General features: G+C 44.4%; 11 protein-coding genes. 5 read left to right on the top strand and 6 right to left on the bottom strand.

Annotated elements, in window-relative coordinates; all coding sequences use genetic code 11:
• The first annotated feature begins 124 nt into the window (after positions 1–124).
• From R7P67_RS15805 to R7P67_RS15795, 3 genes are read left to right on the top strand one after another with little or no spacing between them, the layout of a single operon-like run.
• Positions 125–352, top strand: coding sequence for a ferrous iron transport protein A (locus tag R7P67_RS15805; protein WP_005382190.1), 228 nt, complete (start codon positions 125–127; stop codon positions 350–352).
• Complete coding sequence (gene feoB, locus R7P67_RS15800; RefSeq protein ID WP_239932233.1) at positions 352–2,628, top strand: Fe(2+) transporter permease subunit FeoB; 2,277 nt, start codon at positions 352–354, stop codon at positions 2,626–2,628. Before R7P67_RS15805 ends, feoB begins: the two co-directional genes overlap by 1 nt.
• On the top strand, positions 2,625–2,855 hold the full coding sequence (locus R7P67_RS15795) for a FeoC-like transcriptional regulator (RefSeq protein WP_005382192.1): 231 nt from the start codon (positions 2,625–2,627) through the stop codon (positions 2,853–2,855). Before feoB ends, R7P67_RS15795 begins: the two co-directional genes overlap by 4 nt.
• Positions 2,856–2,963: 108 nt before the next feature.
• On the opposite strand, the gene R7P67_RS15790 is transcribed toward R7P67_RS15795, so the two are convergent.
• The 3 genes from R7P67_RS15790 to argS form a co-directional block, all read right to left on the bottom strand.
• Positions 2,964–3,485: a YqhA family protein gene (locus R7P67_RS15790; RefSeq protein WP_042523163.1), complete on the bottom strand. Its 522-nt coding sequence runs from the start codon at positions 3,483–3,485 to the stop codon at positions 2,964–2,966.
• 150 nt (positions 3,486–3,635) lie between these two features.
• On the bottom strand, positions 3,636–4,064 hold the full coding sequence (locus R7P67_RS15785; RefSeq protein ID WP_262652573.1) for an HIT family protein: 429 nt from the start codon (positions 4,062–4,064) through the stop codon (positions 3,636–3,638).
• A gap of 174 nt (positions 4,065–4,238) precedes the next feature.
• The gene (gene argS, locus R7P67_RS15780) at positions 4,239–5,972 is read right to left on the bottom strand and encodes an arginine--tRNA ligase (RefSeq protein ID WP_054576704.1); all 1,734 of its coding nucleotides are present in this window, start codon (positions 5,970–5,972) and stop codon (positions 4,239–4,241) included.
• Positions 5,973–6,192: 220 nt separating this feature from the next.
• Between argS and R7P67_RS15775 the strand changes: the two genes are divergently transcribed.
• Entirely contained in the window at positions 6,193–6,789 is a 597-nt protein-coding gene (locus R7P67_RS15775; RefSeq protein ID WP_167415073.1) for a VOC family protein, read from the top strand.
• Positions 6,790–6,861: 72 nt separating this feature from the next.
• Here the strand turns inward: R7P67_RS15775 and R7P67_RS15770 are convergent, their stop codons facing one another.
• The 3 genes from R7P67_RS15770 to purU all read right to left on the bottom strand — a co-directional run bounded on the left by R7P67_RS15770 (position 6,862) and on the right by purU (position 9,894).
• Positions 6,862–7,230, bottom strand: coding sequence for a hypothetical protein (locus R7P67_RS15770; protein ID WP_005382200.1), 369 nt, complete (start codon positions 7,228–7,230; stop codon positions 6,862–6,864).
• A 4-nt stretch (positions 7,231–7,234) separates the two neighbouring features.
• Positions 7,235–8,854, bottom strand: coding sequence for a S1 family peptidase (locus R7P67_RS15765; protein ID WP_005382202.1), 1,620 nt, complete (start codon positions 8,852–8,854; stop codon positions 7,235–7,237).
• A gap of 206 nt (positions 8,855–9,060) precedes the next feature.
• A complete protein-coding gene (purU, locus tag R7P67_RS15760; RefSeq protein WP_005382206.1) occupies positions 9,061–9,894 on the bottom strand; it encodes a formyltetrahydrofolate deformylase in 834 nt (277 codons plus the stop codon).
• A gap of 218 nt (positions 9,895–10,112) precedes the next feature.
• Here purU and R7P67_RS15755 point away from each other — a divergent pair.
• On the top strand, positions 10,113–11,815 hold a 1,703-nt coding region (locus R7P67_RS15755), incomplete at its 3' end, for an ATP-dependent DNA helicase (RefSeq protein ID WP_318086024.1).

The raw sequence follows: 11,815 nt of genomic DNA, 5'->3' as shown, positions 1-11,815 counted from the left end.
CGTGAAAACATTTACGGAATCTTTGATTTCACACAAGGATTGAAGGGGTATAGGGGAGTAATATTGGCAACCTAAACTTATTAAATAATAATATTTCTCATTAGCAATACTCTTAAGGGCCACTATGAAGTTATCAGAGATTAATCCTGGCGATACGGTGACGATTCGGTTGTTAGATGGTCTTTCATCAGATATCAGAAAGAAACTCATGGTAATGGGGCTGCTTCCCAATACAGAAGTCAAAGTGATTCGACGTGCGCCAATGGGCGATCCTTTACAAGTCGAAGTCCGTGGTGTGTCTGTCGCATTGCGAGAAACAATTGCTCAGAAAATTGAAGTGGAGCGAGTGTAATGCAATATCAAGTGCTAACCGTAGGTAACCCTAATAGTGGTAAAACGACGCTATTTAATGGTTTAACTGGCGCAAAACAGCAAGTTGGTAACTGGGCAGGCGTCACGGTTGAAAAGAAAACGGGACAATTCAAGCATGCTGGGGATGAGTTTTTGCTCACTGACCTTCCGGGTATTTACTCATTAGACAGTGGTAATGATAGTAATAGTATTGATGAATCCATCGCATCGCGTGCGGTTCTAACTCATCCTGCTGATCTCATTATTAACGTGGTGGATGCTACAAGTTTAGAGCGCAGCTTATATATGACGCTGCAACTTCGCGAACTTGGTCGCCCTATGATTGTTGTCCTCAACAAGATGGATGCGCTAAAGCGTGAACGTCAGATGATTAACGTTGCAGAGCTTGAGAAAACGTTAGGTTGTCCGGTTGTCAGTTTATCTGCAACCAATAAAACTCAAGTGGCAGAGTTTAAAGAAAAGCTTCATAAATCCATCGTTCAAGGAGTGCCACTTAAGGAATTGTCTTTGCATTACGGTGAGAAGATGGAGTCGGCAATTCAAACGGTTTCCGCACTTTTTAACGACCAAACCGTCGCTCATCGTGCACTAGCGATTCGTGCGCTTGAAAAAGACACAATGGTGCTCAATAGTCTTTCTGATATTGATAGAAGCAAAGTATTGGAAGTCATTACGACGTTAGATTTGGATATCGATTTGCATGTCGCGGATACTAAGTACACGCATCTGCATGAACAGTGTAAAAAAGTTCGCCGAAGCGAAGGCAAGTTAAGTCGTAGTGTGACTGAAAGACTCGACCAGTTTATTTTGAACAAGTGGATTGGAATTCCTTTCTTCTTTGTTGTTATGTACCTGATGTTTATGTTCTCGATTAACATCGGTAGTGCATTTATCGACTTTTTTGACATTGGTGTGGGCGCATTGTTGGTTGATGGTGGTCACCACTTGTTAGACGGTCATTTGCCTGTGTGGTTAGTGACGGTTCTTGCTGATGGTATCGGTGGTGGTATCCAGACGGTTGCAACCTTCATTCCGGTTATCGCGTGTTTGTACCTGTTCCTAGCGGTACTTGAGAGCTCAGGTTACATGGCTCGCGCAGCATTCGTACTAGATAAAGTGATGCAGAAGATCGGTCTACCGGGCAAAGCATTTGTACCGTTGGTTCTTGGTTTTGGCTGTAACGTTCCGTCAATCATGGCAACTCGCACTCTAGACCAAGAACGTGAGCGTAAACTGGCTGCATCTATGGCGCCATTTATGTCATGCGGTGCTCGTCTGCCTGTATACGCACTATTCGCTGCGGCATTCTTCCCAGGTTCTGGCCAGAACATTGTATTCGCACTTTACCTACTTGGTATTGTGGCAGCGATCTTCACAGGTCTTTTCCTTAAGCATACGCTTTACCCAGGTAGCAGTGATAGCCTAGTAATGGAAATGCCAGACTATGAACTTCCGACGCTACAAAACGTGGTGATCAAAACTTGGCAAAAGCTAAAGCGCTTTGTACTTGGTGCAGGTAAAACCATCGTTATCGTTGTTGCTATTCTGAGTTTCTTCAACTCATTGGGTACTGATGGCAGTTTTGGTAACGAAGACAGCGAAAACTCTGTGCTTTCTAAAGCAGCGCAAGTAGTGACTCCAGTATTCTCACCAATCGGTGTTCAAGAAGACAACTGGCCAGCGACGGTAGGTATCATTACTGGTATCTTCGCAAAAGAGGCGGTAGTTGGTACTTTGAACAGTCTATACACTACGCCAAGCGACGGTGAAGACGCAGAATTTGATCTAATGGGCAGCCTAGAAGAGGCAGTAATGAGTATCCCTGAAAACCTAGCCGGTTTGAGCTACTCAGATCCACTAGGCATTGAAGTGGGTGACTTAACTGACTCAAATGCCGTTGCCGAAGAACAAGAAGTCGATGCTTCTATCTTCGGTAACATTAAATCTCAGTTTGCTTCTGGCAATGCCGCATTTGCTTACCTAATCTTTATCCTACTGTACACACCTTGTGTGGCGGCGATGGGGGCTTACGTACGTGAGTTTGGTCATAAGTTCGCACGCTTTATTGCGGTTTGGACAATGGGCTTGGCTTACCTATGTGCGACGTTCTACAACCAATTGACGCATTTCTCAGATAGCCCAGTAACAAGTGGTATTTGGATGGCTGTGATCGTAGCTATCTTCTTTGGCACATACCGTGTGTTCAAACAAGTTGGTAAGAAACAAAACGGTGCATTAGAGGCGCAAATAGCATGATTTTAAAAGAGCTTTATCAATACATTGCAGACAAAGGAACCGTCTCCCAGTCAGATCTGGCTAAACAGTTTGGGATGAGTGAAGATGGCGCCGACGCGATGTTAAACGTGTGGATTAAGAAGGGCAAAATTAGCCGCCTAGTCGACACTAATAAAGCTCATGACGTGACTCGTGTTCGCTACTCAGTGACTAAACAAGATGGTTTGTCTCTGACAGTCACCATGTAGCGACTATCAAAATTAGTCACCTAAAAATTATCACGTAAAAACGACAAAGCCGCATCAGCAATGATGCGGCTTTTCTTTTGCTGGTTATTGTTTGTGAATACAGCGAAATTAATGCTCTTCAGAGTGTTTAGTCGCGCCTAACCCTAGGAACTTCAAACCAAGACTTAAAACTAAAATCGAAATAGGTAATGTTAAGATCGTCCAATCTAAGCTGTCGAAGTTAATCAGCACGAGCTCTAAGAATTTCACAAACAAGATCACGATGATGACTTCAGCCAAAATGTTTTTTAGATGGCCGATGTTTGGGGTTCTGATCCAATGCAAAACCGACTGCTCTTGTGTTTTCGCTTTAGCTTTGTTGGAAATAAATAGTGTGTAGATGCCGTGAGCAAAGATGAACAAAACTAGTGCGACAAGAAACGTATCCAGTGACTTGATCAAATAAGCGATCGCGATGTCTGCTTTATCTAAATGTGCGAGTGCTTCTGGAGGTGTTTGATTAAGAATGAAGACCGCAAATGCTGAATAGGTTTTTGCTGCACCCATAAGAAAAAGCAAGAATGAAGCAGCCATAGAACAGATGATGGCGATCCAGCTGACGTATCGGAATGTGTTGAAGACTTGTTTCATGATGACCCTCTCTAACTGAGCTGGTAGTCTAAACAAGTTTTATTTTAGTGATAATCCCAGAAAAATGAGAAAGATTGTTACAAATACGTATTAATCTTTCTCTGTCTATTTCAGCCGTATTCAAAGGCGAATTATTTTCGCTTACAGTGCTTATGCTTTTTGGAAAATAGAGCTCAGTGATAACACGTTCTTAATACGACCAAGCAATTCGTTTTGCTCTTCTTCTGTACGGAATTCACCTTTGGTTTTACCCCAAACCGGTCCCGGCCATGCTATGTCATCTTTGAAGCGAGCGATATGGTGAATGTGCAGTTGCGGCACCATGTTACCTAGTGCACCGAGGTTTAACTTGTCTGGACGGAATGTTGCTTCCAGTGCTTGGCTTACCGCTTGAGACTCTAGCAAAAACTGTTGCTGTTCTTTCATTGGCAAGTGGTGAAGCTCTTTTAGGTTTGCACGTTTTGGTACCAAGATAACCCATGGCACAGCATTGTCTTTATGCAGAAGCGCCACACACAGAGGGAAGTGACCGATAACGGTAGTGTCTTTTGCCAATTGAGGGTGCAGTTCAAAACTCATTATATTATCCGATTTGAATTGAATGACATCAGTATACGCCAGATAAAACAAAAGGTTGACGCTTTCACGCCAACCTTTTGAAATCATATCGATTCTCGATTCTCGATTCTCGATTCTCGATTCTCGATTCTCGATTCTCGATTCTCGATTCTCGATTCTCGATTCTCGAATCGCTTACATGCGCTCTAGAGTATCAATACCTAGTAGAGACAGACCTTGCTTGATGGTCTTCGCTGTTAGCGCTGCTAGTTTCAGACGGCTTTGTTTCACTGCTTCGTCTTCAGCAACTAGGATAGGGCACGCTTCGTAGAAGCTAGAGAACTGACCTGCTAGTTCGAATAGGTAGCTACACATGATGTGTGGTTGACCTTCGCGAGCGACAGATTGAACCGCTTCTTCGAACTGCATAAGCTTAGCAATAAGTGCTTTCTCTTTCTCATCAGTGATTTTGATGTCACCTTGGAGAGCGTCCATAGCAACACCAGCTTTAGCGAAAATAGAAGCTACGCGAGTGTATGCATATTGCATGTATGGTGCTGTGTTACCTTCAAACGCTAACATGTTGTCCCAATCGAACACGTAGTCAGTCGTACGGTGTTTAGATAAGTCAGAGTATTTAACCGCTGCCATTGCAACTGTTTTAGAGATCTTCTCTTTTTCTTCCGCATCTAGCTCAGGGTTTTTAGATTCGATCAGTTGTGCTGCACGAACTTCTGCTTCATCTAGAAGGTCGGCAAGGCGAACGGTACCACCCGCACGAGTCTTGAATGGCTTACCATCTTTACCAAGCATCATGCCGAACGCGTGGTGCTCAAGAGATACTGACTCTGGCACGTAGCCTGCTTTACGAACAATTGTCCAAGCTTGCATTAGGTGCTGGTGTTGACGTGAGTCGATGAAGTAAAGCACACGGTCTGCGCTTAGCTCTTCATAACGATATTTTGCACATGCGATGTCTGTTGTTGTGTATAGGAAACCGCCATCGCGTTTTTGAACGATAACGCCCATTGGTTCGCCATCTTTGTTCTTGTATTCATCTAGGAATACAACTTGCGCGCCATCATCTTCAACGGCAAGACCTTGTTCTTTTAGGTCTGCAACGATCTTAGGAAGCATGTCGTTGTACATGCTCTCGCCCATCACGTCGTCACGAGTCAGTGACACGTTTAGACGGTCGTAGTTGCGCTGGTTTTGGATCATGGTTACATCAACGAGTTTTTTCCACATTTCTGCACAGTACTCGTCACCGCTTTGCAGTTTCACAACGTAGTTTCGCGCCTTTACTGCGAAGTCTTCATCTTCGTCGTACAGCTTTTTCGATTCGCGGTAGAAGCCTTCAAGGTCCGCAAGTTCCATAGAAACTTCGCCAGACTCTTGTTGTACACGCTCAAGGTTTGCGATAAGCATACCGAACTGAGTACCCCAGTCGCCGATGTGGTTCGCACGGATCACTTTGTGACCTAGGAACTCAAGAGTACGTACTACCGCATCACCGATGATGGTTGAACGTAGGTGACCAACGTGCATTTCTTTAGCAACGTTTGGTGCAGAGTAGTCAGCAACGATAGTTTGAGCTTCGTCTTCTGCAACGCCAAGACGTGAGTCAGCCAGTGCTGCTTCCGCTTGTTTTGCTAGGAACTCTTCGCTTAGGAAAATGTTGATGAAACCAGGGCCAGCGATTTCTGTCTTGCTCGCAATACCATCTAGGTCTAGAACATCCAGTACTTTCTGTGCAAATTCTCGTGGGTTAGTACCCAGTTTTTTAGCAACGCCCATTACGCCGTTTGCTTGGTAGTCACCAAATTGTGGCTTTGCTGATTGGCGTACTGCCGCAGGACTGCCTGCAGGTGCGCCAGCGGCTTCTAGAGCCTGAGATACTTTGTCATTAATAAGTGCTTGGATATTCACACGCGTTTCCTTCAATTCAAGGACGAAGAACTCGGCGAAGTAAGTGCCGAGTTCTGTTGGAGTTCACAAAAATGGGGCTAATGATAACAACTTTATTGCTTTTCATACAGAGAGGAATTGGGGAAATTTATACTTTTTCGATTGAATGGAAATGTGGTTTGGTTTGCGTTTACTATTGCGCTCAGAGTAATGAGATAAATCGCCCCAAAAGAGAACCACAATGACGACTCAACTAGTTGAAAAACGCCTAGCGCCTAAATTGATGATCCAAGATCTGGATGCATTTATGGCGAAGATTGAAGAGCTTGCATCCCTGTTAAAACTGGATCTGAGCTTTGCTCAAGCTGACCATATTGCGCTGCGAATTAATGATACTGAAACAGCAAAAGCCGCGCATGAAGCATGGAATCAATACGGTAAGGTGATTTCACAAGCGAAAATCAACGGTCGCCCGATTATTGTTATTGAATTCGACAAAGCGTTAGAAAGCCGTGGCTGGAAGATAGAGTGTCTGGAACTGCCATACCCTGCGGAAGGCAAAATCTACCCAACTGAAAGCTGGGAACATGTGGAGTTTGTTATTCCGTCTCATACCGAAACTGCAGACGAGTTTCTTGCTGATTTGAAACATACTTACCCAGCGTTTGGGGCGCGTTTTAATGAGTTGGAAGAGCTGGGTGTGAAGATCAAACTGTCGAGCCCGAAAGGGGATGGCGAACGCTTGAACAACCCAACGGTGGCGTTTAAGTACCAAGGCATTTGTATCAAGCTGCACCCGCATTCACTTAAGCGTATTGTGGAGTCTGAGCAGGCGTAAAACGCTAGGGTGAGAATTGCTGAGTTGCGATAGGCAAAAAGGGAGCCGAGGCTCCCTTTCGTAAGCGAATCACTATTTAGCCAGTGACTTGCTTTTTGGGTTGGTAATGGAAAGTTTTTTGCCTTTCAACTCTTCATCTAAAGGCAGTGTAAAAGTTTTGGCAAACGGCATTCGTTTACAATGATCCGCCTTGTCTCTAACGATAGTAATAAGAGCTTCTGTCTGTGAGCTTTGCTCTATTTTTAGGCTAAAATCATCGTTCTTACTGCAGCCGTTAGACTCTGTGATAAATGAAATTTGACTCTCACTTGTCCTATAAGTCTCTACCATCATTGCTTGGTGCTCAGACGTCTGGTTTGTTTGCAGTCCTGCGTTTGCTGAACATGCAGTTAAACTGATAGTGCCCAAACCAAGTAGGAATATCTTGAGTCTATGTTTCATCTCGTTACCTTTTTTTGCGTCGTACGAATGAACCTGCAGCCATTAACACCAGTAGGCCAATAGATAAACTGCCGCCTGAACTAGACTTTTTATTAACGTCGTTACCAGCATCGCCCGTATTATCTGTGCTGACTGACATATTTATGTTGCGAACAAATGCTTGCGCGCTGTAAATGCCACTTGAAAACGGGTGTTGGACGTATTCAAACGTTATCGTATTAGATGCTTTGTAAAGATCGATCTGGATCTCTTTATAATCGAGGAGTTGGTTGGTGCTATCGTAAATTTCACCATTAACTAAGATGAACAAGTAATCAAAACCATCGGACATTACTTTGAGATCCATGGTAAGTTTGCCCTTCGGAAGATCGGTCAAAACCAGCTCAGATACACCAGGATAAGCTCCCATATCCGCTGATTGCAGTTCACCATTTTCAGCCGTCCAAGCGTTTTGACCGGTATAAACATTTGCGTCTGCTAGCGGAATGGCATTACGCACTGATCTGCTTGCTTTATCTACACCTGAATACTCGAAAGTTGTTGTGAGTCTGGACAGTTTCGGATGATCGGTAAAGAGCTCTATCGTTGTTTCTGATCCCGAATAGCTAGGTTGGTAGCCGACGGTAATTTGACAGCTTTGCGAAGGCTTTAAGGTACCAGTACAAGTGCTTTTCTCGATGGTACTTCCGTATGATATTGTGCTTTGGTAGATGTTGAATGGGATAGTATCGTCATTACGAATAGTAAAGGTCTCTTGCTGCGCTTTTCGCTCAACGAAACGAAGATCTCGGTACTTAGTGAAGCTGATAGTATTGCGATGGCTATCTATCCATCCATTGTGTTGAAAATGAGCGACGTTGGCGTAAACACCATAAGCGTTTGGTTGAGCACATCCATCCCCCCAGCTGACCACGCCTAGCAATTTGTTGATACCGTTATCATCAACGATGAGTGGACCGCCGCTATCTCCTTGGCAGCTATCTTTACCTCCCCAATAGTATCCGGCGCAAATACCGTCATCTGATACATTAGAGTAGTTTCCTGGTAGGTTTTGGCAGGTAGCTCGATCTACGTATTCCAAATCTACTTGTTGTAAAACGGTTGGGTATATTCGGTCTGTCGTGGACGTATTTCCCCATCCAGCCACGTGCAACTTGTCTCCTACGCGTACGCTATCTAAAAGTTCTGGCGTTGCCAGGTCAATAGTTGCGCTATCGATATTGCGTTCTAATTCAATAAGAGCGATGTCATTGTTCGTTGTTATGTTGTTATATTCATCATGTGAATAGATATTTTTAATGGCGATGCGCTGTGCTTGAGACTCTCTGTTTTTGTCATAAAGACCAAGAACGATATCCAGATCGTCCGCATTAAGACCTTCCACACAGTGCGCAGCAGTTAATACGTATTTTCCACCTAGGAAACTGCCACCACAAAAGTGACCAATAGATGTAGGTTGTCCTTTACGTACCAGTGAAGCAATAAATTTCCAGTCGGAAGTGTTGGCAGGTTCGCCGCCGATAATGCGAGTGGATACATCATTCTGAACAGGCTCAAGAGTATCTGCGATTGTGGTTGCTGGTAAAGTCAGCCCAATCAGAAAAGCCACTAACGTTTTTTTCATTTTAATTCCGTAATATTAACGTGGTTTATTATAAGGAGGGCAAATGATAAACGGAATCATTCTCTCAGTAAATAGTTGTGGAGAAATGAAAAATTATAACGTATCGGTTTAACTTTGATGGTTAGAATTGGAGGGGGGATCTTCTGAAAAGATGAAACCCGCCAAGTTGGACGGGTTTCACTATCGTTGTAACTAGTACGGAGGGATTACAGGATCACTGTCTTATTCCCATAAACAAAGACGTGGTCATTGATCACTTTATTCAAAGCCTTACTCAATACGTTCTTCTCTACATCGCGTCCCGCTTGCGCCATATCTTGGGCATTGAATGTATGGTCGACAGGAATTACGTCTTGCTTGATGATCGGCCCTTCATCTAAATCATTAGTCACGAAGTGTGCTGTTGCACCGATGATTTTCACACCGCGATCGTAAGCTTGTTGATATGGCTTCGCGCCAATAAAAGCAGGTAAGAAGCTGTGATGAATATTAATGATTTTGTGGTGATATTTCTCAACAAACGTCGGCGTTAATACGCGCATGTATTTAGCTAGCACCAAAAAGTCAGCATCGTATTGATCGATCACTTCTAGCATCTTCTGCTCGTGTTCTTCACGGCTAAGGTTTTCATGGGTCACGTGGTGGTAAGGAATGTCGAAGCGCTCAGTGAGAGTTTGCAGTTTGTCGTAATTCCCCACCACAGCGGCGATCTCAACATCTAGGCTTCCATCGTAGGTTTTCATCAGAATATCGCCTAAACAATGCGCTTCTTTTGTGACGAGAATGACGATGCGCTTACGGCGAGAGCCAACCAATTTACGCTTAGCACCTTGCGGGAGAGCTTGGTCCAAGTCGGCAAGAAACGTTTGATCGTTGAAGTATCCCTCTAGCTCCGTTCTCATGAAAAAGTGGCCACTGGTATTATCAACAAATTCGTTATTGTGAACGATGTTGAGTTGGTGCTTGTAACAGATATTAGTAATTTTCGAGATGAGACCCGGGGCGTCAGAACAGTGGGTCAACAGTGTTTTCTTTTCCATAAATCAGGTACTTCCATGCATTAATATTTTAGCGTACGAATTTGTTATTATTCCCTGGCGGGTGTAACTGTACTGCCATGTTTCACCATAAATAATCTATTCTTACTTTGGTTTCAACAAAATATCCGCGTGTCGCCGCAAGCTGGTCAGATTGTGGGCTGATGTCACTCCTATTCCTCTGATATACTCTCGATAATTTTTCAAACTCAATACCAAGCATGATCGCAAAAACTTTTTCCTCTGATGGCGCGTTAGGTAAGGCCATTCCTGGCTTTCAAGCTCGTCAGCCACAAATCGATATGGCGGAAGCCGTCAGCAGTGCGATCAAAGATCAAACCCAGTTGGTGGTGGAGGCAGGAACCGGAACCGGTAAGACCTTCGCATACCTAGTCCCTGCGCTGTTGAGCGGTAAAAAAGTGATCATCAGTACAGGCTCGAAAAACTTGCAAGAGCAGTTGTACCATCGTGACTTACCGCTCATGGTCAATGCGCTTGGTTTTTATGGCCAAGTGGCGTTATTAAAAGGGCGTTCTAATTATCTGTGTTTGGATCGTTTGAGCCGCCAAATGGTCGAAAGCCACACTAATGAATCTGACCCGACGTTATTAACTCAACTGGTTAAAGTGCGTGCTTGGTCATCAGAAACCAAAACAGGTGACCTTGGTGATTGTGATGATCTGCCAGAAGACAGCATGATCATTCCGACTATCACCTCAACCAATGATAACTGTTTAGGTAAAGAGTGTCCGAGCTACACCGATTGCTTTGTATTGAAAGCGCGTAAGCGAGCCATGGATTCCGACATTGTTGTAGTGAACCATCACTTGTTTCTTGCTGATTTAGCGATCAAAGAAACAGGATTCGGTGAACTGATTCCAGAAGCCGATGTGTTTATTTTTGATGAAGCTCATCAGTTGCCAGATATTGCGAGCGAATATTTCGGCCAGTCAGTTTCAAGCCGCCAAATTCACGATCTTGCCAAAGACATTGAAATAGCCTACCGCACCGAAGCCAAAGATATGCGTCAATTGCAAAAAGTGGGCGACAAACTCATGCAAAGCGCAATGGACATGCGGATTGTATTGGGTGAGCCAGGCTTTCGTGGCAACTGGCGTGAGGCGTTGCAATCAGGTTCTATTAAGCGAGAATTATTGCGCTTAACTGACAGCCTCGAATTGGCGATTGATGTACTCAAAATAGCTTTAGGGCGCAGTCAATTACTGGATACCGCTTTTGAACGAGCCAATTTGATCAAAGGCCGCATCGACCGCGTCTGTGATGTCGATATTACCGGTTACTCATACTGGTACGATACCTCGCCTCGTCATTTCGCTCTGCACATTACGCCTCTTTCTGTCGCGGACAAGTTCCATGAGCAAATAGAGATTAAACAAGGCGCGTGGATTTTCACGTCAGCAACCCTAGCTGTATCGGGCGACTTCAAGCACTTTACTGAGCGCCTTGGCCTCAAGCCTACAAAGCAATTTTCTCTGCCGTCCCCCTTTGATTATCAAAAACAAGCGCGCCTTTGTGTGCCAAGGTATTTGCCAGAGCCAAACAGTAACGGCTTAGCGGATAAGTTAGTCCGAATGCTTGCTCCGGTGATTGAAGAAAATGATGGTCGCTGCTTCTTTTTATGTACCTCTCACAGCATGATGCGTGAACTAGGTGAGAAGTTCCGAGAAGTACTTGAGCTGCCTGTGTTAATGCAAGGGGAGATGAGTAAGCAGAAAACCTTGGCGGAGTTTATGGAACTGGGTAACGCTTTACTCGTGGCGACGGGCGCTTTCTGGGAAGGGATTGATGTTAGAGGTGATGCGCTGAGCTGTGTTATTATCGACAAATTACCGTTTACCGCCCCTGACGATCCGTTACTCAAAGCCCGTATCGAGGATTGTCGATTACGTGGCGGTGAACCATT

The sequence above is a fragment of the Vibrio sp. Vb0937 genome, from assembly GCF_033338855.1.
This window is presented reverse-complemented; position numbering and strand designations above follow the sequence as displayed.

Bases quoted from the DNA above. Each gene is read 5' to 3' on its own strand.
- feoB (WP_239932233.1), top strand. From the start codon at position 352: ATGCAATATCAAGTGCTAACCGTAGGTAACCCTAATAGTGGTAAAACG.
- R7P67_RS15805 (WP_005382190.1), top strand. From the start codon at position 125: ATGAAGTTATCAGAGATTAATCCTGGCGATACGGTGACGATTCGGTTG.
- R7P67_RS15770 (WP_005382200.1), bottom strand. From the start codon at position 7,230: ATGAAACATAGACTCAAGATATTCCTACTTGGTTTGGGCACTATCAGT.
- R7P67_RS15790 (WP_042523163.1), bottom strand. From the start codon at position 3,485: ATGAAACAAGTCTTCAACACATTCCGATACGTCAGCTGGATCGCCATC.
- R7P67_RS15795 (WP_005382192.1), top strand. From the start codon at position 2,625: ATGATTTTAAAAGAGCTTTATCAATACATTGCAGACAAAGGAACCGTC.
- purU (WP_005382206.1), bottom strand. From the start codon at position 9,894: ATGGAAAAGAAAACACTGTTGACCCACTGTTCTGACGCCCCGGGTCTC.
- R7P67_RS15785 (WP_262652573.1), bottom strand. From the start codon at position 4,064: ATGAGTTTTGAACTGCACCCTCAATTGGCAAAAGACACTACCGTTATC.
- R7P67_RS15775 (WP_167415073.1), top strand. From the start codon at position 6,193: ATGACGACTCAACTAGTTGAAAAACGCCTAGCGCCTAAATTGATGATC.
- R7P67_RS15765 (WP_005382202.1), bottom strand. From the start codon at position 8,854: ATGAAAAAAACGTTAGTGGCTTTTCTGATTGGGCTGACTTTACCAGCA.